16 protein-coding genes are annotated in these 22728 nt (G+C 33.2%); 12 read left to right on the top strand and 4 right to left on the bottom strand.

What is annotated here, in order from left to right; translation table 11 throughout:
• Nucleotides 1-178: 178 nt before the first annotated feature.
• Both BCI01S_RS23775 and BCI01S_RS23770 read right to left on the bottom strand, forming a co-directional pair.
• Nucleotides 179-1288, bottom strand: a complete 1110-nt coding sequence (locus BCI01S_RS23775; RefSeq protein ID WP_061801288.1) for a site-specific integrase — start codon at nucleotides 1286-1288, stop codon at nucleotides 179-181.
• A 99-nt stretch (nucleotides 1289-1387) separates the two neighbouring features.
• Nucleotides 1388-1708 (bottom strand): DUF771 domain-containing protein, encoded by a 321-nt coding sequence (locus BCI01S_RS23770; RefSeq protein WP_061801287.1) that lies wholly within the window; start codon nucleotides 1706-1708, stop codon nucleotides 1388-1390.
• Between the two features lie 477 nt (nucleotides 1709-2185).
• Between BCI01S_RS23770 and BCI01S_RS23765 the strand changes: the two genes are divergently transcribed.
• The 6 genes from BCI01S_RS23765 to BCI01S_RS23740 all read left to right on the top strand — a co-directional run bounded on the left by BCI01S_RS23765 (nucleotide 2186) and on the right by BCI01S_RS23740 (nucleotide 7026).
• Complete coding sequence (locus tag BCI01S_RS23765; protein WP_061801286.1) at nucleotides 2186-3004, top strand: hypothetical protein; 819 nt, start codon at nucleotides 2186-2188, stop codon at nucleotides 3002-3004.
• Between the two features lie 37 nt (nucleotides 3005-3041).
• Nucleotides 3042-3815, top strand: coding sequence for a DUF1385 domain-containing protein (locus tag BCI01S_RS23760; RefSeq protein ID WP_061801285.1), 774 nt, complete (start codon nucleotides 3042-3044; stop codon nucleotides 3813-3815).
• 257 nt (nucleotides 3816-4072) lie between these two features.
• Entirely contained in the window at nucleotides 4073-4381 is a 309-nt protein-coding gene (locus BCI01S_RS23755; RefSeq protein WP_054788369.1) for a helix-turn-helix domain-containing protein, read from the top strand.
• Nucleotides 4382-4804: 423 nt separating this feature from the next.
• Nucleotides 4805-5155, top strand: coding sequence for a helix-turn-helix domain-containing protein (locus tag BCI01S_RS23750; protein WP_061801284.1), 351 nt, complete (start codon nucleotides 4805-4807; stop codon nucleotides 5153-5155).
• A gap of 177 nt (nucleotides 5156-5332) precedes the next feature.
• A complete protein-coding gene (locus BCI01S_RS23745) occupies nucleotides 5333-6403 on the top strand; it encodes a hypothetical protein (protein ID WP_061801283.1) in 1071 nt (356 codons plus the stop codon).
• Complete coding sequence (locus BCI01S_RS23740; protein WP_061801282.1) at nucleotides 6403-7026, top strand: hypothetical protein; 624 nt, start codon at nucleotides 6403-6405, stop codon at nucleotides 7024-7026. Before BCI01S_RS23745 ends, BCI01S_RS23740 begins: the two co-directional genes overlap by 1 nt.
• A 113-nt stretch (nucleotides 7027-7139) precedes the next feature.
• On the opposite strand, the gene BCI01S_RS25530 is transcribed toward BCI01S_RS23740, so the two are convergent.
• Nucleotides 7140-7343, bottom strand: a complete 204-nt coding sequence (locus tag BCI01S_RS25530) for a hypothetical protein (RefSeq protein ID WP_156485496.1) — start codon at nucleotides 7341-7343, stop codon at nucleotides 7140-7142.
• A gap of 720 nt (nucleotides 7344-8063) precedes the next feature.
• Here BCI01S_RS25530 and BCI01S_RS23730 point away from each other — a divergent pair.
• The 6 genes from BCI01S_RS23730 to BCI01S_RS23705 all read left to right on the top strand — a co-directional run bounded on the left by BCI01S_RS23730 (nucleotide 8064) and on the right by BCI01S_RS23705 (nucleotide 21588).
• The gene (locus BCI01S_RS23730) at nucleotides 8064-11870 is read left to right on the top strand and encodes a flavodoxin family protein (RefSeq protein ID WP_061801280.1); all 3807 of its coding nucleotides are present in this window, start codon (nucleotides 8064-8066) and stop codon (nucleotides 11868-11870) included.
• 82 nt (nucleotides 11871-11952) lie between these two features.
• Complete coding sequence (locus tag BCI01S_RS23725) at nucleotides 11953-13356, top strand: deoxyguanosinetriphosphate triphosphohydrolase (RefSeq protein ID WP_061801279.1); 1404 nt, start codon at nucleotides 11953-11955, stop codon at nucleotides 13354-13356.
• 13 nt (nucleotides 13357-13369) lie between these two features.
• The gene (locus BCI01S_RS23720) at nucleotides 13370-14056 is read left to right on the top strand and encodes a nucleotidyltransferase family protein (protein WP_061801278.1); all 687 of its coding nucleotides are present in this window, start codon (nucleotides 13370-13372) and stop codon (nucleotides 14054-14056) included.
• Between the two features lie 627 nt (nucleotides 14057-14683).
• Nucleotides 14684-17245, top strand: a complete 2562-nt coding sequence (locus tag BCI01S_RS23715; RefSeq protein WP_061801277.1) for a type I restriction-modification system subunit M — start codon at nucleotides 14684-14686, stop codon at nucleotides 17243-17245.
• The gene (locus tag BCI01S_RS23710) at nucleotides 17245-18483 is read left to right on the top strand and encodes a restriction endonuclease subunit S (protein ID WP_061801276.1); all 1239 of its coding nucleotides are present in this window, start codon (nucleotides 17245-17247) and stop codon (nucleotides 18481-18483) included. The genes BCI01S_RS23715 and BCI01S_RS23710 overlap by 1 nt, the downstream gene beginning before the upstream one ends.
• A 15-nt stretch (nucleotides 18484-18498) precedes the next feature.
• The gene (locus BCI01S_RS23705; protein WP_061801275.1) at nucleotides 18499-21588 is read left to right on the top strand and encodes a type I restriction endonuclease subunit R, EcoR124 family; all 3090 of its coding nucleotides are present in this window, start codon (nucleotides 18499-18501) and stop codon (nucleotides 21586-21588) included.
• Between the two features lie 114 nt (nucleotides 21589-21702).
• Here the strand turns inward: BCI01S_RS23705 and BCI01S_RS23700 are convergent, their stop codons facing one another.
• Complete coding sequence (locus tag BCI01S_RS23700) at nucleotides 21703-22629, bottom strand: IS3 family transposase (RefSeq protein WP_172885261.1); 927 nt, start codon at nucleotides 22627-22629, stop codon at nucleotides 21703-21705.
• Nucleotides 22630-22728: the final 99 nt, after the last annotated feature.

Here is a 22728-nt window from a genome sequence, read left to right as displayed (position 1 = left end):
GTGTTCCTTCTGGAGTGTCGGTTCGACCCCGACCACCGGTATCATTAGATTAATTTATGCTAAGATTAATCATTCGAAAAAGCTCATGAATCCTTGATATGAAAGGATTTGTGAGCTTTTTATTTTATTGTACTTTACGATAGAAATCGATAGAATTTCAAATTATTTTACACATTTTTTACACAATCATTTTCTCGAAAGTATTGATAGTTCCAAGCTCATCTTTTTCTCGTAACTCTTTAATGACGTGCGTGTATGCCCTTAACGTTGTATCAATGTCACTATGTCCAAGTCGTTCACTTACATAATAAATTGAAACCTTTTTATACAACAGAACACTGGCATGAGTATGTCGTAATCCATGCATGGTAATTGGATCTATCTTAAGCTCAGTTAATATCTTCCTTAGCAGCTTATTTGCATTCGTATTGCTGATTACTTTGTATTTGGAAGATGGGCTATAAAAGACTAACTGATGAATATTTGTAGGCATACTTTTAAATAGCATTTTAAAGTGCCCCATGGTCTTGGAATCCATTTTTATTGTTCGATTCGATTGCTCATTTTTTGTTGGCCCGAATCCTTCAGGATGCCTTTTCAAATAGCCCCATGTTTTATTGATTCTGATTGTATTATTAACAAAATCAAAATCGCTTCTCGTCAGTCCCACAAGCTCTCCAAAGCGCATTCCAGAAGTTAATCCTAGGAGTAATAAGGAGTAGCCTAATCCTTGACCAAGGCGATTCCAGATCTCTTTTAACAGCAATTCACTTTCTTTGTAGTGTAAGTGCTTTTCATCAGATTTTTTAGCAGGCGTTGTAAAGGTTATTTTAGCATTTCTCGTAAAGTCACGATGTATGATTTGTTCATCCACTGCATCCTTCACACAAGCCCGGATATGAGTATTGACTTTTTCTACGGTTTCCTTTGCTTTATTGGAACCGAACTCATTGATAAACATCTGATAACCATGTCTAGTGATTTCCTGCAATGGTTTACTGCCGAAAAATGTTCTTATTGCCCTAGATGTGTATTCATAATGCATACGAGTAGTAACACTTATATTTGTCTTATAAAGATTCACCCATTTGTCAAAATACTCATCTATTGGAACTGGAGTTAGATGTGGAAGCAAACCTTTGCTTAGTTGTGATTCTATTTCTGCAGCTGCTATTTGAGCTTCTTTCTTTGTGCGAAATCCTCCTTTACGAATAGGTTTCGATTTTCCATTTACAGTACGACTGACGGTGAACTGATATGTTTTACCTCTCTTTTGAATGCTAGCCATAATATCCCCTCACTTAATTGATAAGGGTGTCTGGCCGATAATAGGTCACCCTTATCTTAACAAGTTTTACTCAATTTTTGTAGTTATGAATGATTGCAATTAAATAGAAAATATTCGGTGAAAATTTTTCTCCAAAAAATCAGCCATTTTTGTTGCCTGAAAAGACCATGTTTGACCTTTTTTGGGGGGATAAAATACAAATCCGCCATATTCTACATCGAGCAATTTTCGGAACTTAGGTGAATAGAGAATATTCTCTTTAATCCATTCATGTTTTCGATTGATTCTTGCTTCAAGATCTTTCATTGACCAATAAACTCCGGTTAATTGTTGTTGTTTTAGTTCCTCTAGTTCAATTTTTGTAATAAGGACTGAATCAGATGGGATTGGGATTGTTAAGTTAACTGATAGTTGTTGCATATGGTTCTCCTCCAGATTTAATATGAATTTTTTTCAAAACGTTTTTATCTGAAATGTTTTAGGTTCCTTGAATGTGCATTAGAGAAACAATCAGAGTATCCAATCCTTGTCACATAACCATAAAGTTACTTATGTGTTTTTTATAAACAAATAGCGCATCCGCTGATAAGTGCAGACTCCAAGTAGGAAGTCTAACAGTGTCTTATCGCGAATGCGCTTTATCATAGTGTGTATTAGTTTTAGTGTCTAAGTATTATTCAGTTTGTAAATATAATTTATAGGATTTATTATTTTTTGTCAATACGGTTTGCTCAGAGGGATAATTAACACTTATATTTCAATTGTTCTAGAATATTAGCATTACAAGATGACGAGACTTATGAAACTTGTTTTGCTGCTGTAAGCTCTTGACTGTAAGACTACTATTACAGTTAAAATTAATTTATAGAATTCTAGAACAAATTAGAGGGTGAATTTATGTCTAAGAAATTAAGAATATCTGATGCTATGAGGATTACTGGATTAAAAAGACATCGAATAACTGAAATGAGAGAACGAAAAGTTATAATTCCGGAGAGAGAGAGTTGGGGGTATGGATATACTGATGAACTAATAGGTCTGCTCTCTATGTATAGTGGTTTAAAAGATGATATTAAGATGCCATACTCTACAATTAAAACACTTAATAAATTTCTTGAGGAATCACCTTCATTTACTGAGAGAATTCAAGAAATTTATAGGGTCTTTCAAAACTATGATTGTACAGAAAATTACATAGCTTCCAAGAAATACTTCTATATTTATTGCAGCAGTGTGCTAGAGTTGGATGACGAATTTGAAGAGTTACTAGAAGAAATAATTAGTGAAAAAATCGTATATCCTGAAAATGAAACTCTAAAATCTATGTATAATTATTATCTATACAAAGCGAATGTAATTGATGTATACAGGGATCTTTATAATATTGAACATGAATTTGAGTCGGAATTTTGGAGTTTAGATGTAGTGAAGGGTTTTGATGACTATATCTTCAATATTGTTTTAGATAAGCCTTTAATTACTGAAAGAATAGATGAACACCTCATGTGTATCTTGATGAAGGTTCAATATAATTCTGAATCAAAAAACAACCCTCTCATAAAAAAGTTGACTCTGTTGTTAAAGAAGATTAATAAATTCCATGATGAAACAAATAATGACTATGATACTTGTCAACATATATTTTTACATGCAATCATGTTATTAAGTTTTAATATCTTTGACAATCAGAAATTAATTACCCTTTGGAAAGACTGAGATCATAATGATCATTAGTATTGGAGGTTAAGTTAATATGTCAATAATTAAAGGTGGTGCAGCAGGGTTTAAAAGTGTGGCCTTTTATTCCGAGAATTTTAGTTCAAAAGCTATAAGAAATAAAGATGGAACAATTATTATAGATATATCTAAACGAAAGATTGCTTCTAAGTTCGAGGAATTAGTTAGTGTTGTACCGTTCCTTCGTGGATTATACTTATTTGCAAGGCCTATAATCGTTATGTGGAAAATTTATTTAATGGTATTTCTTCCACTTTTTATTTTCCTTAAATCGGTAAGTTATGATAGTGAAAAAAATTCAGAGGGTTCATCGTTTCTTCCGGTATCGATTATTGTTGAATGGATGCAAAATCACTCATTATTTCTAATAGCTATCATATTGGTTATTTTTACAATTGTTATCAAATTGAGTAACCTTGGGAAGTATCATGGAGCTGAACATATGACGGATACATCGTACAACAGATTTTCTAGCATTGCTTTGACTGATGTAGTTAAACAGTCAAGAATACATAAACGTTGTGGAACGCATCTTGCTGTTTTTATATTAATTACTTATTTTATATCTTCATTTTTTATCTCAGATATTTTTGTATTAATTATTTTAAGTTTCTGTTTGGGATTTGAAATCTTTCTTATTCAATCAAAATTTATGACACCTTTTTATTGGGTTGGAGGACTTTTACAGTATCTTTTCTTTACTTCTAAGCCGTCTATAGAACATTTAGAAGTTGCTATAGCATCATATAAAGCGCTGTTAGAAGCTGAAAAAAATTATAATATGTCATAGCTTTAAATTAAAAACAGTAAATACCAAAGGCTCTTAGAGGCTTTTAGTAATAAATAAAAAATATTGACCTTTTAATATAAACTTTGTATGCTATATTTACACGAATAGAAAAATGAAAAATATAAAACACTTTCAGATAAAACGCTCAGGCGTCAAGTATAGGTAGTTCAACTGTTTTGTTGTGCTATCGATTATATTTTGACGTACTGGGCGTTTTTTGTTTTTAGTAATTAAAAATCAAAAGGAGGAATATTGAAATGAAGAAAGCTTATCTACAATTTTCTGACGAGGAATCGAAAGAAGGGTCGGAATCAGTTCAAAGAACGAGACAAAAGTGGTTCAAAGAAGGTGATCAGCTACTAAAGTGGCGAGAAAAGTTAGGTTTATCAAGAGCATTTGTTGCTCGAGAAACAGGAGTGGACTATGGTAGATTAACCAGGTTAGAGCATGGGGAGCCGGTCAAAGAAGCGAAGTTAATAAGTCAAGTCTATAAATTGACGCTAGAAAAGATAGAAACATATAGAGCGCTTGATAGATTACTAGAAAGTATAGGTATCAGAAAGTAAAGGCAAAGCTGTTTTATCATTTCTATTTTCTCTTAGCAAAGTCAGGAGATTAATCACTGAACGACAATAATAAAAGTCTTTTACAAAATGAAACAGATATTAGTTCTAATCATATTCAAACTAGGTGTAAGCGAAGCAATTTATATCTTTTTATAAAAACGAAGAGAACATAATAAAATCAACGTTTTTATAAAGGGAGAATTCAAACGTTAAAGCCTTGGCAATAAAGGGATTAGAATCTGTTGATTTCTCTATATCTAGTAAATTCAAAAGTAAGTGATTTGTTGAAGATGTTGAGATAAGCAAAAATCAACGGTAATACTATTAATTTGCGATTCAACTACCATTTTTCAACAAAATATTATATATAGCTCAAAATCCAAGTAATGAAACTATTAGAAGTTAATGAAAGGATTTGATGCTATGAAATTTAATCACAACAAGCTAAGAGAAGCAAGAGGACAAAAGAAACTAACGCTTGAAGAAATGGCTAAATCTATGGATATGGATCTTTCAGCTTACTGGCGGTTAGAAACAGGAAAAACCAAGGTGAAAGCAGAGCAATTAGTCATGTTCATGGAGATCTTTGATCGACCATATGCTTATTTCTTTGAATCAAACAATTCTATTCGTTCCATTAAGGTAGAGGTGGAGTGCATACCTGATAGACTGCAGATAATGTATGATTTCCTAATAGCTCATCCAGGAATCATCAAGGATTGGGAGCAAAGTGTACTGAAAATGGAACAAGAGTTACATTCCATAAGCTTTTAAAAAATGAAAAAAATTATTATTAAGCACTGAATAAAGCAAAGAAAATGAGGTAAAGAAAAAAGAATCACAGTAGGTTGCACAAATTAACGACTACTTTATAGGGTATTATTGCTATTGTATCAAGTGTTACAGCGATAATACTCTTATCTGGATATATATACTAATAGGAGTGATTATATGGTCCATACATTTGAATTGACCCACATAACCAATGAAAAAAAGGTCATTAAGGTGCTTACAGACCACTATGAGCTGCATGAAATACCAGAATTGCTTGTTAAGTCAAAAATGAAAAAGGATACACTAGAAATACCTTTGAGCATACCTGGACTGATCATTGCATCCATTTCTTATATTGGGAATGAATACTTCAGATTCTACCTTAGAGTTGAGCCACAGGCTCTTATAATTGGCAGAAGAACAATAGATGTGTTTGATTGTTCATTTGGTTCGGTTGAAAAGTTGAGAAATGTATTGGATGATGCTATAGAAGGTTTATCAAGTACACTTCCTCAATCTGACAGATGGTTTGTATCACGTATAGACTTTACCAAGAACCTAACTTCTGAGTATGTAAAAGAGTGTGTGTCGCTAGCTAAGAAAGGAAAAGATCCATATCGCTATAAAGACACTATTAACAAGCCCGGCAGCTCTTACAGGGAGTCTAAGACTGTTGTATTAAATTATTATGACAAGTTAGATCATATTACAAAAAAGATAGATAACTACTTTTTTGATAAACATCTGTTAGAAGAAGCTCTGAACATTTATCGTATCGAAGTACAGTGCTTAAATCATAACAAATTAAAGCATATACGAAAAAAGTTTTATTTGCCTGACAAGAGTAATTTATATGATTATCTAAGACCAGATATTGCAGAATGGGCTTTTTTCTCTTACTACGACAGAGTTATTGGCAGAGGGGATTACTATTCATTAGCCGAGGCTTTAAAGATAGTGGAGGAGACTCAGTGGATTCGGAGGAAAAAGGAAAATATTAAAAGTTGGCTTAAGCTGATAGCTCAGGTTAAGGGTATGACAAATGCGAAGAAGCAGTTTGTAGAAGGAGCAATACTTACTAGCACACAAACAGTTGTCCAAGGAAATAGGAATACCTTTAGAAACTATGAAAATGCTTGTAAAGAAATAAGAATGAATCCTGTAACAATTCCAAAAGACTGGGGGATCGACTATATCCCTAATCCAATAAAATCAATAGATATTAGTGAGATGACTGAGGTTAAATAATGAGCGAAGAAAGGATTAATACAATGTTTGAATATTTAATTGAGAAGCATCAGGCGAATACGAAAAGGATTGTGAGCCGATGGTTGAAGGCATACATAGTAGAACCAACTCTACTGCAACGTACACTACCAGAAGCATATTTAAAAGGATTTGATCGCAAAAAAGCAGCCGAGAGTTGTTACGAGTATATGGTACTTACTAAAGAACTGAACGATTCTATTTTGCAAGTTGATAAGACGAAACTGGTTAAAGATATCTCCATGTATATCGATCTTCGTACGCCATTTATATATAGTCATAAACAATTTGGAACACTTGACTATCAAATTGATAAGCAATTACTTGAAGAGATGCCATTTCACTTTAAATCGAATAATCGTAAAGCTATATCATTAATACAAGAGGCTCAAAAGGGCATGGTACTTAACCATAAGACAAAATGGATTAGTGAGATGCCTTCTGTTAAACAGATAAAACTTATTGAGAATAAGCTAAAAAATAAAAAGCAAGTACTTAGTATAAATATCGAGGAAATTAATAAGTACCAAGCTGCTATTCTGATCCCTTATCTATTGGAGAAACAAACTTATGATCAAGAAGAGCTTCAAGGATTATTGGAGTAACTTGCTCATTGTGAAAAGAACCTAAAATTAAATTGGGAATAATATTCCCACAATTTTATAATGTATCAGTAAATAAATGGACTTAGAACGGGCATTTAGTGCCCGTTTTGTCTTTATTCTGTTAATCGAATATCAAAAGGTTCAATAAGTAATATAAAATCCTCAGTTGCTATCTCTGTATCTTGAGCTAGTTCTTCTTTCAAATAGCTAAAAAACCCTTCGTCATATGACTTTAAATAGACCGTAGCAAGTTCGTTCCCTTCTTTGTCATAAAAGACGACAGAGTCGTCAGGTTGAATCTCACGTATGCCAAACATAGGGTAGTAAACAAGCTCCTCATCAAACTTAAAAGGCTTCAGAGTTTGTATGAAGCATTTAAAGCAAGAGTAGACCTTTCCTTCGTTGTTTGAACCTACAAAGGCTTCAATAATGCTAGAGTGACAGAAGTGACAAGTGTGCATGAATCATTCATCCTTTCAATGGTTTTAGTTGCAATAATGTTATAGATATTGAAATGAGTATGGAATAGCTCCTGTCTCCTTTCGTAATGAGGTAGAACAAAGTTAGAAAAATGTAATAAGTAAATTTAACTCATCTCAATAGAAAGTATGAGGGGAAGGTTTTGAGGTTTTAAAAAGCCTTTTCTAATCAAAGGTAAAGAGATCTTTCTGGAATTGGTGTCCGGAGGACGTCTTCGTTTACCCCGAAGGGATTTAGTCTCACATAGCTACAATGTAAACCTTTCAAGATTGACATACCCGGGGCACGAATTTTTACAGACAGAATAATAACTAATACCTAGTAGGGGCAGAAAAATTTTTATTATTTTGCCTTTCTATATGGGGTTTTTAAAAATGTATTAAACATATGGATAGACTACTTAAGGGTATACTGATAGCAGATACGTACTACAAATTTGTTACTTGTTGGAAGAAAATGTGTAGTTTAGTAGAATAAATGTAAGAGGGCTCTAAATAAAAGATAATAAAGTATAAGAGAATAGAATATACACATTTAGAAAAGGGGGGCAAATACAAATGTTTGAAATTGAGGGCAGAGATATTAGTGAATTGAGTGACAGTGATTTAAGGTCGCTTATAGGACTTCTTTGTGAGGCCGAACTTCGTTCTATGAATTTACCAACAGCAGGCGTTACATGGGGTGGTCACCAAAATGCGAAAGACGGAGGGATTGATGTACGCGTTGAATTAACATCCTCAGTTCATAGTGACGGGTTTATTCCTAGGTCTAATACAGGTTATCAGGTCAAAAAGCCAGATATGCCTCGTAGTGCTATTTATAAAGAGATGACGGTAAATGGTGAGCTGAAACAAGTTATTAAGGATTTAATAGCTTTAAATGGTGCATATATTATTGTTAGTAGTCAAGGATCAACTGCTGACTCTGCTCTAAAAGATAGAAAAGATGCAATGCAGGAAGTGGTTGAAGATTTTTCAAATACGTCTAATTTAAAAGTTGATTTTTATGATCGTGAACGAATAGCCGGGTGGGTACGAAGCTTTCCAGCTCTAGGTATCTGGGTAAGGGAAAAAGTCGGAAGGCCTATCCAGGGATGGAGGACTTTTGGGAATTGGGCTCGGTCTCCTGGGGGACTTAAAGAAGAATACCTTTTAGATGAACAAATACGGCTATATAGTAGTGGTAATTCCAACTTCGATGGGGTATCTGCTTTAGAAGGGTTAAATAAACTAAGAGCAATACTAGAACGGCCAAAGTCGAATATTCGTTTAGTCGGCCTCTCGGGTGTTGGAAAAACTAGATTAGTACAAGCCTTATTTGATGATAGAATTGGAAATAGCCCGTTAAATCCTTCTACTGTTTTCTATACTGATATAAGTGATGGTCCTAATCCTGATCCATGTACTCTTGCTGAACGTTTAGTAAATCAAAATAGCCGCGCTACACTTATTGTCGATAATTGTCCACCAGAATTACATAATCGTTTAGTAGCAGTTGGTGGAAAACCAAATAGTTTATTAAGTATAATTACCGTTGAATATGATGTTCGGGAGGATCAACCTGAGGAAACCGAAGTCTTTCGCTTAGAGCCAGCATCTAAAGAGTTAATTGGCCATATCTTGATGTTGCGCTTTTCTCATATAAGTGAAGTAAATGCCCGGACTATAGCAGAATTCTCAGGAGGAAATGCACGTATTGCTATAGCTTTAGCCAATACTGTTAAAAGAGGAGAAAATCTAACAGGGTTAAGAGATAATGTTCTTTTCAATAGGTTGTTTGAACAAAGAAATGAACCCAATCACCGTTTATTACAAGCTGCAGAAGTTTGTTCATTGGTTTATTCATTTGATAGTTCAATAGATGATACAGGTAATAATGAGCTAAGTATATTAGGGTCATTAGTTGAAATGTCAACACGGGAAATATATGAAAATGTAAGTGAACTTATACGACGAGATCTTGTGCAAAAAAGAAGTATATGGAGAGCAGTTTTACCTCATGCAATAGCAAATAAGCTTGCACAAAGGGCTCTGGAAAATATACCTATTAATATTATCTGTAACACGTTTGAAAAAGGAGAAAATGATAGATTATTAAAATCTTTCTCAAGAAGGTTAAGTTTTCTACACGATTCAGAGGAAGCAAAAGAAATTTCAAATAGATGGCTGAATGAAGGAGGACTTTTAGGTAGTGTTAGTAATTTAAATGAGTTTGGTATTAGTCTTCTCAAAAACATTGCTCCTGTAAATCAAGAATTAGTTCTTGCTTCTATTGAAAAGGTTTTACTTTTAGAAGAAGCAAATACCTTTTTTTCTCGTGATAACCCTAATTACAATGAATTTACTAGGCTTCTTTGCTCTATTGCTTATGAACAAGATTACTTTGAGCGGTCTTCAAATTTACTTTGCCTATTTGCACTGTCTGAAAGGCCAGACGAAAATTATAATTCAATTAGAAAAATGTTGAAGACACTGTTCCAGTTATATTTATCTGGTACAAAAGCTACTCCCGAACAAAGACTAAATATAATTGATAAATTAGTGGTATCAAATATTCACAACGAGAGGGAACTAGGTCTTTTATTGTTAGAAGTTGCACTTAAAACTGATAGTTTTATATCCGATCATTATTTTGAGTTTGGAGCTCACTCTAGAGATTATGGATTTTATCCTAAAAATATTAGGGAAATTCAGCATTGGTATAAGATTTTTATTCAATTTTCTCTAAAACATATTATGAATGATGGACCAGTTGCAAATAAAGTAAAAGTTATTCTCGGGGAAAAATTTAGTGGCTTATGGCTTAAAACAGGTTTGTATGATGAACTCGAACATTGTGCAAAAACAATTTCCGCGAAAGGATTTTGGGGTGAAGCATGGGTAGCTGTTAAGTCTATTAAGAAACATAACAAAGAAGATTTGGAAACTGGTATTTTATCTCGCTTAGACGAATTAGATAAGCTTCTAAAACCAACAAGTTTAGTTGAACATGTAAGACTTTATGTTTTATACGAAGACTCTTTTTCTTTAGTCGATACCTTTGACGAAACTAACAGTGATGAATTTATCCAAATTGAGGATACTGCTAAATCTTTAGGTAATGAAGTTGGTTCCAATAATGAAATTTTAAATGAATTATTGCCTGATATCTTAAGTTGTAATAATTGGTTGATGTTTAATTTTGGACAAGGATTGGCAGAGGGGACATTAAACTCTGAAATAATCTGGGAGGAATTTGTAAGCAAATTAAATGATACAGAAAAATCAAACGTAAATTATCAAGTAATTCGTGGTTTTTTAAATACGCTTTCAAAGAATAATCCAAGTTTTTGTAATAAAATTTTAGATGATGCTTTGAAGAACAAAACTACAGCGAGAGTATTTCCTTTGTTACAGACAAGTATTGAAATTGATGAAAGAGGTGTGAAAAGGTTAATTGAATCTCTTGAAAGTGGTTCCTCACCAATCTGGCAATATAGTAATTTAGCATATGGAAGAGTGCACGAAACTATTAATGATGGCGACTTTTATAAATTGATAAAATTAATCTCTTCCCAACCCAATGGCTTAGAAGTAGCAATTAAAATACTTCATATGAGACTTCATGGACAAAAAAAGAATGAACAACATAATAAAACAATAATTGGATTAGGTCAAGAGTTGCTTACTATGTTTCAATTTCAAAGAAAGACTTCAAGAAACGACAGAAGTGATTATGAACTTTCAGAGATTATTAAAACTAGTTATGTTACTAATTCTGCTAAAGAGAATGCAAAAATCCTAGGTGATAAGTTATTACAGGGTTTTATGAGTTATGATATTTACCCTTGGGATTATAGTAGAGTATTAGAAGCATTGGCTTCCACCCAACCGCAAGCTTTTCTTGAGACATTTCTAGAAAGTAATGAAAATAATAGAGAAATAGATATTCCATTTCTTGATGAGATACGTACCAGGTCGAATCCAATTTCTAAGATTAATGAGCAAGTTATTATTGAATGGTGTGAAGCTAATCCTAAAACAAGATACTTATCATTGGCGAGAATAATTATGCCTTACTGCACTTGTAAAAGTGATAATAATTTACAATGGACGCCTTTAGCACTGAAGATCATTGATAGGTCCAATGAACCTATCAAAATATTGGATATTTTTAGGTATTCTTTTTTACCAAGCTCCTGGAGTGGGTCTCTAGCAGCAGAAATGGAAAGGCGTTTACCTTTAATTTATGAGTTAAAGGAACATCAGGATATGTCTGTGGCAAATTGGGCGACCAAACAACAAGTAATATTAGAGGGTGCAATTAGACAAGAGCGTGAGAAAGAGTTAGCCGAAGAAAGAAGGAGAAATGAGCGGTTTGAATAGTGTCCAGTGGTTCATATAATATGAGGTTTCAAATATAAGGGAATTAATATAAAATAAAGTTAAAAAGGAAGGAGCGATTAATTTGCTAGAGTGGGATCAACTTTTAAACACAGATAGACAAAGAGAATCGTTAGGAAAAAGCTTACCACATAGAAATGAGTTTGATAAAGATTATGAAAGAATTATATATTCCTCTTCACTAAGAAGACTTCAGGATAAAGCTCAAGTATTTCCATTACAAAATAATGATTTTATTCGTACTAGACTCACTCATTCACTTGAAGTAGCCTCTTTAGGACGATCTTTAGCTTGGAATATAGGTAGTTGGCTAATAGAAGAAGGAATATTCGAAAACTTTTATAGAGCAAAAGAATTAGCTTCTCTAGTTGAGGTATCATGCTTGGTACATGACTTAGGAAACCCACCTTTTGGCCATTATGGTGAAGATATTATTAGAAAGTGGTTTGAAGATTGGTTTGATAAAGATTCTTTCAAAATTGCACAAGAAAGTTTTGGAGAACTTAATGAGCAACAAAAAAATGACTTTATGTATTTTGAGGGAAATTCACAGGCAATAAGGATTTTATCTAAGTTACAATTTTTAAATGACCCATTTGGTGCTAATTTTACATACGGAACTTTAGCAACATTAATGAAATATCCATGGGCATCAAATGATGAAAATGTAATTAAAAAAGGAAAGAAAAAATTCGGCTATTTCTATGCTGAGAATGATTTATTTGAAAAAATATCTGAGAAGGTGGGAATTGGAGAATGTAGACATCCTGCTACCTTCATATTAGAGGCTGCAGATGATATAGCTTATTTAACTGCAGATATAGAAGATGCAGTAAAAAAAGGTGTTTTTAATTGGGAGGAAGAATATTTAAAAATAAAGGAAAAATTTAGCGATACATATGAGTCTGCATTTAAAAATCTAGAGGAGTACAGGCAAGAAGCAATTAACAATAAAGTTCCTAATAAAAGCCTTATAGATGTTCAAAATTTTAAAGTTTCTATTCAAGGAATTATGATTTTTGCAGTAGTAGAGTGTTTTAAATCCAATTATGATCAAATAATGAGTGGTAGTTTTAAAGGAGATTTATTAACTAATTCATCTGCAAAAGAGTTAGCTGATGAATTAAGAAATTTAGCTTTTAAATATGTATATCCAAATAAGGAAGTTTTAACATTAGAATTAGTTGGGGATAGAGTATTATCTGATCTATTATCGTTATTTGTAGAAGCGGTTACTAATGTTAACAAATTAGAAAGATCAAAAAGCAAGCATGAAAAATTAATTCATATTATATCAGAAAATTTCAGACACATTCAGCGGTTTTCTAATGAAGGAAAACTTGAAGTGGACTTTTCAGAATTAACATTATACAATAGACTTTTATTAGTTACTGACTTTATTTCTGGTATGACTGATGGTTATGCTGTTAATTTACACCAAGAACTATTAGGAATAAAGCTACCGTAAAGGAGAGTTGGAGATGAGTAAACTTGAAAACAATATAAAAAATGATTTATTAAGTTTGCTTGGAAAATACTCAGAAACTCTAGAATTCGTTGAAAGGTTATCTGAAACAGGAGAACTATTATTTTTTGGAGGAGCTATTCGTGATATTTTTATCAAAAATGAACAGTATCCCAGAGATTTTGATATTGCTGTAAAGTTTAAAGATGAATTAGAATTTAACAAACTCATAAAAAATTATGAATATAAAAGAAATAGATTTGGTGGATATAAAATTAAAGTTTCTGGAATAGATTTTGATATTTGGGACTTAAATAATACTTGGGCATTTAAAAATACTGAATTAAAACCAAGTGAAGAAAACTTAGCAAAATCTGTTTATCTAAATATAGATGGTGTAGTATATAACTTTAATTCTAATAGCTTGTATGCAGATTTGTTACGGGATTCTCTAATAAAGGCAGAATTAGATATTAGCTTAGAAAAAAATCCGCATGTAGAGCTTAATTTGTTACGAGCTTTAGTTTTTAAAAAGAAATATAACATGAATATGTCAAATAAATTAAAGAGAGTTTTTAGGTTTTATTTAGATTCATTAAAGGAAGAAAATTTAATTAGTAATTTGTTAGAAGTGCAAATCACACATTATAAAACTGAGAAAATTTCTGAGTCGGAAATTAAGAAAGAATTACAGTTTATATAAAAAATTATTAGTATCTTTAACAAAGGCAATCCTCAGGATCTGCCTTTTTTTTAACATTTTAGCAGGAAATATAATCAAACATGTACAATAATTTTCTACAGTATAAGAACTTATTAATTTATTATATTTAATAAACTTGTGCTTGTTTTGAAAAATAACAAGTAAAAGTTATCATGAATACCAACAGGGACGGTTCCCGTTTGCCATTATATATTGTTATAGGCAGTTAATAATGCACAGTAGGCTCAAACTGTCCGCAATACTTAATTCAGAATTTTTTTCAATTATGCCCTCCGATTCCTTTGCACTTTCCTCTTTGGTATGTGATTAGATATCTAAAATGATACCTACTTGTGCATGTCCCACTGACGACTTTTGGATTTTCATCCAGACGCATAAGTATTTTTGCATGTGTATGGTGTAATTTGTAAAATGGGATATATGGGACATTAGCTACTTCGATAAATCGTTTGTATTTTCGAAGCAGATTCTAGGAACAAGGTATTTACTATTTCTTGAAGTAACGATTAAAATGGGGAGAAGGACTTTATTTTACATGGTAGATTCTCATTAATGATATTTTAGACACTTGAATAAGGATGTATGTACAAACAGGGAGGAAAAGAAATGATTACATCAGATGATATTAAAAGAAGATTATGGGATGGTGCTAATGATCTTAGAGGTTCAATGGATGCCAGTCGATATAAAGATTATATGTTGGGATTAATGTTCTATAAGTTCCTTAGTGATAAAACACTTGAAACATTTGTAAAAACAAGTGGTGCTAAAGGGAATGAAGAAGAAATCGTCCAAGCTTATGAAGAGGCTTATGAAAGTTATGGCGACAATCTTATCAATATGATACAAAACGTCCTTGGATATTATGTTTTACCTAAACACTTATACCAGACATGGTTAAAAGATATTCGTGAAGGCACATTTGAATTAGAGAAGGTAACAGAGAGCTTACAAAGTTTCGAACGAACAGTTGCTACAACTGGAGATATCGATGATTTTAAAGGACTTTTTTCTAGTTCTACGATTGATTTAACAGACACTGCTTTAGGAAGTAACTTGAACGCTCGAAGTAAAAACATTCGAAAATTAATTGAGTTATTCGCCGATTTAGATATGGTTGCACTTCAAAAAGGTGATGTGTTAGGAGATGCTTACGAATATTTAATCGGTCAGTTTGCAATGGAATCGGGGAAAAAAGCTGGAGAGTTCTATACGCCACGTCAAGTAAGTGAAGTCATGGCACAAATTGTTGCTAAAACTACGAAGGTAAAATCGATTTATGACCCTACTGTTGGATCAGGCTCATTACTTTTAACGGTTAGTCGATATTTAACAGAAGATAACCGAAAAGATCTCCATTACTATGGACAAGAAAAAAATACAGCTACATATAACTTAACACGAATGAATCTATTATTACATGGTGTTCGACCGGAAAAAATGACTGTGAAAAATGGCGATACATTAGGGCAAGATTGGCCTGAAGATCCAGAACGCCCAAATGAAGGTGTTCAGTTTGATGCGGTCGTGATGAACCCACCTTACTCAGTTAAAAATTGGAATCAAGAAGACTTAAAAGTAACAGACCCACGATTTGAAGTTGCAGGCGTCTTACCACCAGATTCTAAAGGGGATTATGCATTTTTATTACACGGTTTATTCCATTTAGGTCAAGAAGGTACGATGGCAATTGTACTTCCACATGGTGTGTTATTCCGTGGAGGGGCAGAAGGGGAAATCCGTAAACGATTATTGGAGAAAAACTATATTGATACAATTATTGGCTTGCCAGATAAATTGTTTACCAATACAGGCATTCCTGTAACTGTGATGATTTTGAAAAAGAACCGAAAGCTAGATGATCCTGTTCTTATGATTGATGCTTCTAAATCCTTTGTAAAAGAAGGAAAGCAGCACGTCTTACAAGAGAAAGATATCGCTAAAATTGTTGATACGTATATTGAACGAAAAAATGAACCGGGCTACAGTTATAAAGCAACAAAAAAAGACATCATAGAAAATGAATATAACTTAAATATTCCACGTTATATTGAAGCGGTAGAAGAAGATATTGCCCATGATGTAGATGCACATTTGTATGGTGGCATCCCATTATGCCAAATTAATACACTAACAGTGCTACACGAGATGACGAAAGATGTTTTGTATAATGCGCTTATTGAAGTACGGCCAGGCTATGTGGAATTAACACAATCCGTTAAAGATTTAACAGAAGAAGTGTTAACACATGAAAACGTAAAAAAACAAATCAAAGCAATAAAAGAAGTAACGAAAGTCTATATGGATACATATTGGGAAAAGTTAAAAACGGTGGCTAATGTGAATGATATTGAACCGTTAAAAGAAGAAATGTTATCGGAAATTAAAAAGCTATTGAAACAATTTAATCACGTTAATACGTATGATGGTTATCAAATTATTGCGGAGTTATGGGGAAATATACTATCCCAAGATACAGAGAAAATTGCGATTAGTGACTTTTACACAGTTGGAAAAACTCGTGAAGCAAATATGGTTACAAAAGGTTCTGGTAAAACGAAGCGAACAGAACAAGATGGTTGGGTTGGAGCAATTGTACCGAATGAACTTATATTAAAGGAGCTCTATACAGAAGAACTACGTGCTGTGGAAACACAAAAAGAAGCTTTAGCAGCTATTAATGATGAAATAAATGAACTCGTTGAAGCAGCAAAAGTAGAAGAAAGTGAAGAAGCGCAAATTTTGGGAGATGCATTAAATGCTAGAGAAGACGACTTAACTTTATCAACGATAAAAGCAGAAATAAAGAAAGTTTCGAAGGATACAGATGAATATGCTTTATTAGAAAAGGTCAGAAAACTATTAGAAGAAAGATCATCTTTAAACAAAGAAATTAGAGAAAAAGAAAAAGCATTAACCGAACAAGTGGAAGAAAGAATAGAAAACTTAGCGAAAGAAGAAATCGATCAACTCATGTATAAAAAGTGGTTCGGTCATTTGATAGGAGACATCACAAAACTTGTAGAAGCACCTCTTAAAAATGAACTGGATACTTTGAAAGAATTAAAGGATAGATACGCTGATACGTTAAAAACAATTGAAGAAGAAAGTAAATCACTAGAAGAGCAATTTGAAGCAATGCTACAAGAACTGGTGGTGACTGAATAATGGATGAAAAGAAGTTATTGCCGAAGAGAAGGTTTAAAGAATTTAGTAAAAATGATGAATGGATGTACTATAGTTGGGAGGATACCGTTGATATTTCAATAAATATGGTGGATCCTAAAAATGACAAATATTCTAATTTTCCTCATATTGGACCTGGAAATATTGAATCGTTTACTGGACTTATTTTAGATAATGTAAATACCGTAAAAGAAGACAATCTAATTAGTGGGAAGTTTTATTTTAATGCAGGAGATATTATTTATGGAAAAATAAATCCACAGCTAGGTAAATATACTTATGCACCTTATGAAGGGTTGGCTAGCGCAGATACGTATATCCTAAATTCTAAAAACGGATTGAATCAAAGGTTTTTATTTATGTTATTACAAACAAAACACTTCTTCAATTATTCAGTATCTGTATCTAAAAGGTCAGGAATGCCTAAAATTAACAGAGATGAACTCAATGAATATACTTTTTGTGCTCCGTCCACAAAAGAACAACAAAAAATCGGTAAGTTTTTTAAAGTTTTAGATGAAAGAATTGCGAATCAAGAACGGAAGATTGCTAAAGTAAAAGCATTAAAGTCTGCTTATTTAACCGAAATGTTCCCACAAGAAGGCGAAACCGTGCCAAAAAGAAGATTTGCAGGCTTTGAAGGGGAATGGAAAGAAATGTGTTTAGGTGATCTTAGTGATTCATTTGATTATGGATTAAACGCGGAATCTAAAAAATATGATGGAGAAAATAAGTACATTAGAATTACTGATATCGATGATGATACCAGATTATTTGTTAAAAATGATTTAACTTCACCTAATATCGATTATACAATATCTGATAGATACATTCTGGATGAAGGAGATATATTGTTTGCTCGAACTGGTGCAAGTGTTGGTAAGACATATAGATATAACAAATTAGATGGAAAGGTTTATTATGCGGGTTTTTTAATTAAAGCAACAATTAAAGATGAACATGATTCTGAATTTATCTTCCAAAACACTTTGACAAAAAAATACAAGAACTTTGTCTATATAACATCACAACGATCAGGACAACCAGGGATTAATGCCCAAGAGTATGCTACCTATAAACTAATGATACCTACGTTAAAAGAACAACAAAAAATCGGTAAGTTTTTCAAAAAATTAGATGTCCAAATCACTATTGAAGAAAAAAAGTTAGAAAAGCTAAAGAAAATAAAAGAGGCTTATTTAGAAGAAATGTTTGTGTAGAGGGGAGGCTATTCAATGAGTAATGGGCGAAAGAATGCGACGGAAAAAGCTTTTCAAGATAAGTTCGTTGCAAAACTACAACAATATAAATGGAACGCACCAGATTTTCTTAATGGAAATAAACAAAAAGTAACCGTACAAGATTTAGTCAAACATTGGCGTAAGGAACTAAATCGAATGAATGCAGATGTCTTGGAGAGTGTTCCTTTAACAGATAATGAATTTGCCCAAGTGATGGCAAAAGTATCGCAAATTGAAAACAGTTATGAAGCAGCCAAGTTATTAGCAATGGAACAATCTACTGGAAAAATTGATGGCATTTATCGAGATTCTCATCCAGACGTTACACGCGAACAAATTACATTGACAATCTTTAAAAAGGCACAAGTGCGTGGTGGAGATTCGAGCTATAATATCGCAAGAGAAGTAGAAACACCGAATGGAAATCGTTTTGATATTGTTTTACTCATTAATGGTCTACCACTCATTAATATTGAGCAAAAGCGTACAGACAAATCGTTAGAAGAAGCATTTAATCAGTTTAAACGGTATTATGCTGATGGTGAATATGTGAACAATTTCATGGCATTTTCACAAATGATGGTGATGACATCTGAAGTAGCTACTCGTTACTTTGCAACACCGAAATCAATTAAAGTGTTTAATCCAAGTTTTGTATTTCATTGGGCAGACAAATATAATCGACCGATTAATCATTGGGAAGATGTTATTGGTCACTTTTTAATGATTCCGATGGCACACCAAATGGTTGGTGATTATTTAGTCATTGATGAAGGAAGAGAAGCGGAAAATCGTAAACATATGCTATTACGCTCTTATCAAGTACATGCCTTACAAGCTGTCGAAGGTGCAGCGCTCGGGTGGGATAATGAAGATAAAATTCCTCATGGTGGATTTATTTGGCATACAACAGGTTCTGGTAAAACGATCACGAGTTTTAAAACAGCTTTATTTTTATCAACTAGAGCAGGATTTGATAACGTTGTTTTCTTAGTAGACCGGAGGGAACTCGATAGTCGTACAAGTGATAATTTCAAAGCATATGCACAGTACGAATCAGTAACCGTTGATGATACATCACATACCTATCAGTTACGTAAACTTTTATCATCTGCTAGTACAGGTATCGTTGTAACCACCACGTTTAAATTAAATAACCTTGTGAAAGATTTAGTTGATGCGAAGGATGAAAGTTTAGCAAATAAGAAGATAGTCTTTATTATTGATGAAGCTCACCGAACGACAATGGGTGACATGATGGTAACCATTAGAAATTACTTCCGGAAAAATGGCCTGTTTTATGGGTTTACTGGGACCCCCTTATTTGACGAGAATAAGATTAAAGGAATGATCAATGAGAAGAGTGAACTAATTGATACAACAGAAAAGCTTTTCGGACCACTATTACATCAATATACGATAGATGAAGCAATTGCAGATAAAAATGTATTAGGATTTCATGTTGACTATATAAATACCGGAGAGTTTGAAAGTTACGATACATTACGCGAGCAAATTGTTGGATATAAACTAGCTGAACAACCTGACATGCCTAAAAGAAAACTGGAGCGACAAGTATATGAACTCTCTGAGTTAGAAGTAGAAAAGGAAGCAAAAAAGCGTAAAATATTGTTTTATCATGATGAGACACATATTCCGAGAGTAGTTGAGGAAATATTAAACAATTGGGAAGATCAATCACAACAAAAGGTTTTCAATGCCATTTTAACGGTCGCATTTAAACATCGCGTAATAGCTTACTATGAAGAGTTTAAAAAGCAATTAGCGGAACGTGATGATATTGATATTAACATAGCAATGACATTTAGTTTTGGAACAGATGCAGATAAAGAACCTACCGACCCAGAATTAATTAAAACGATGTTTAAAGATTATGCAACTTTCACTGGAATTGAATATGCTTACGGTGATAAACGACGAGGTGAAGATGCATATTATGAAGATCTCGTTGAACGAGCAACACGCGGAGGAAGTGGTCGAAATCCGAAAAACATTGACCTTGTTATTGTTGCAGATCAGTTACTAACAGGTTATGATTCTAAATTTATTAACACGCTGTATGTAGATCGTTCACTTGCACTACAAGGATTAATTCAAGCCTATTCCCGCACAAACCGAATTTATGGGAAAGAAAAGGAATTTGGTACGATTGTCAACTTCCAGTACCCAAGAATAACAGAAGAAACAGTAAATGATGCATTAATTTTATATGGAAGTGGCGGAAAGAGTAGTAAAGCAATTGTAGAACCTTATCCTGTAGCAGTAGATGAATTTGTAAAATACTCACAAGAAGTGATGGAGATTCTACAAGATCCAACTGCATGGCAAGCCTTAGAAAGAGATGAAGAGGTGAAAGAAATCTTTGTAAAAGCTTTTAAAAAGGCAAATAGTCAGTTAAATACGATTCAGCAATATTATGAATTTGCTTGGGAAGATGAAGCATTCGGTATAACAGAACATGAATGGCTGCGTTATGTTGGTGCATATCGAAACATAACAAGAGATGATAATCCGGACGACGATCCAGAAGATTTACCAGTATTACCTTTAGGTGAAGCAAAACTAGCTGGCACACAAAAAATTGATGCGTATTATATAATTCAATTAATCGGGGATAAAGCCACTTCAACAAACGGAAAACAAACAGTGGATGCAGAAACACTACGCATTATTTATCAACATATTGAAGAATTAAGTAATATGGGTGATTTTGATCAAGCAGAGCTACTGAAACAATTTGTCGAAGAGGAATTAGAACCTGGGAATGTAGCTAGTGATGTAAACTTTGATGAAGCATATGAAGAATGGAAGCGAAACAAATTAAAAAATGAAATTTATAACGTGTCCCGCCAGTGGGGACTTAATGAAATGATTTTTGAAAAATCGGTAGAAGCTTATTCATCAGCGAATCCAAAGGAAATTCCTTATATCGATGAGTTAACAAGTAATGTTGATTATGATTCGATTAATAACCCAAAAACTAGTAACCTATTGGAACATAATATGGAACTCATGAAAGTACTACCAGAGATTGTACCGAAAATTAAAAGGAAGTATAAATAGAGAGAGTGGTTCTTGTTCACAATTAGGGGACTTGGGCAGGTGAATTTTCCGTTAAATTTGTATTTAACAATGTGGGACAAGTCTTGAGCTGACCCCAAAAAGTTAGAGTTTTTATTATGCAACTAATTGGCTGGTATGGATACGGTATTGAACCGGACTCATGCCTGCCAATTTTTGCTTAATACGTTTGTTATTATAGTATTCAATATATCTCTTAATTTTCTCACTTAACTCTTTAACTGTACACAATGCCTCTCCATAATACATCTCTTGTTTTAGAATGCCAAAAAAGTTCTCCATCGGGGAATTATCCAAACAGTTTCCTTTTCGAGACATGCTTTGAAAAACTTTATTCTCATTAAGTGTTTTAACCCACTTTTTATGTTGATATTGCCATCCTTGATCAGAATGGATCGTTGTCCTAAACTTCGAGTCTTGGACAATTTTAATTGCTTCTTTAAGAGGTCTGATCGCAAGATCCAAATTTGGACTAGTACCTATTCCAAAAGAAAGAACTTCGCCGTTATATAAGTCCATAATAGGGCTTAGAAACAGCTTTTCACCATTCAAACACTTAAATTCAGTAATATCAGTTGTTAATTTCTGATGGCCTACACTAGTGTAAAAACGACGATTAATACGGTTCTTCGCTACCTTCCCTACATTCCCCTTATACGAGATGTACCTCCGTGTTTTTCTACTAAATTTACTACTTTTAAGATCGAGTTTCCTCATAATACGCTGCACAGCCTTATGATTCACTTTATATCCACGGTTCTTCAATTCTAAATAAACACGACGGTATCCATAATTACCGTCATTTTCGTCAAATATAGCCTGAATACGATCCTCTAATTCTTGGTTTAGGTTTACTTTTTTCATCACTTTTACTTGATAGTGATAAGTTGATTCTGGAATACCAACTAAGAGTAATACATCTTTTAATTTGAATGTTTCTTTGAGTTCGAATGAAATTGCTGCTTGTGCTTTTCGAGATAGCCTTCCGGATCCATCTGAAAAGCTCGCAACTTTTTTAAATATTCTACCTCCAAACGAAGGAGCTCATTTTCTTTTTCCAACTTTTGTTCGTGTGTCATTTCCTGTTCATTTTTCTTTTTTTTAGACATGGGAGGCCTTCCT

Origin of the sequence: Niallia circulans NBRC 13626, from assembly GCF_001591585.1 — a bacterium.
In the GTDB taxonomy this organism is placed as follows: domain Bacteria; phylum Bacillota; class Bacilli; order Bacillales; family Cytobacillaceae; genus Niallia; species Niallia circulans.
The sequence above is the reverse complement of the archived record's forward strand: the minus strand, read 5'-3'. Positions and strand labels throughout refer to the sequence as shown.

Coding starts and splice junctions, on each gene's coding strand:
- BCI01S_RS23710 (WP_061801276.1), top strand. CDS start 17,245: ATGGATGAAAAGAAGTTATTGCCGAAGAGAAGGTTTAAAGAATTTAGT.
- BCI01S_RS23770 (WP_061801287.1), bottom strand. CDS start 1,708: ATGCAACAACTATCAGTTAACTTAACAATCCCAATCCCATCTGATTCA.
- BCI01S_RS23705 (WP_061801275.1), top strand. CDS start 18,499: ATGAGTAATGGGCGAAAGAATGCGACGGAAAAAGCTTTTCAAGATAAG.
- BCI01S_RS23755 (WP_054788369.1), top strand. CDS start 4,073: ATGAAGAAAGCTTATCTACAATTTTCTGACGAGGAATCGAAAGAAGGG.
- BCI01S_RS23730 (WP_061801280.1), top strand. CDS start 8,064: ATGTTTGAAATTGAGGGCAGAGATATTAGTGAATTGAGTGACAGTGAT.
- BCI01S_RS23775 (WP_061801288.1), bottom strand. CDS start 1,288: ATGGCTAGCATTCAAAAGAGAGGTAAAACATATCAGTTCACCGTCAGT.
- BCI01S_RS25530 (WP_156485496.1), bottom strand. CDS start 7,343: ATGTTTGGCATACGTGAGATTCAACCTGACGACTCTGTCGTCTTTTAT.
- BCI01S_RS23740 (WP_061801282.1), top strand. CDS start 6,403: ATGAGCGAAGAAAGGATTAATACAATGTTTGAATATTTAATTGAGAAG.
- BCI01S_RS23765 (WP_061801286.1), top strand. CDS start 2,186: ATGTCTAAGAAATTAAGAATATCTGATGCTATGAGGATTACTGGATTA.
- BCI01S_RS23745 (WP_061801283.1), top strand. CDS start 5,333: ATGGTCCATACATTTGAATTGACCCACATAACCAATGAAAAAAAGGTC.
- BCI01S_RS23715 (WP_061801277.1), top strand. CDS start 14,684: ATGATTACATCAGATGATATTAAAAGAAGATTATGGGATGGTGCTAAT.
- BCI01S_RS23750 (WP_061801284.1), top strand. CDS start 4,805: ATGAAATTTAATCACAACAAGCTAAGAGAAGCAAGAGGACAAAAGAAA.
- BCI01S_RS23720 (WP_061801278.1), top strand. CDS start 13,370: ATGAGTAAACTTGAAAACAATATAAAAAATGATTTATTAAGTTTGCTT.
- BCI01S_RS23760 (WP_061801285.1), top strand. CDS start 3,042: ATGTCAATAATTAAAGGTGGTGCAGCAGGGTTTAAAAGTGTGGCCTTT.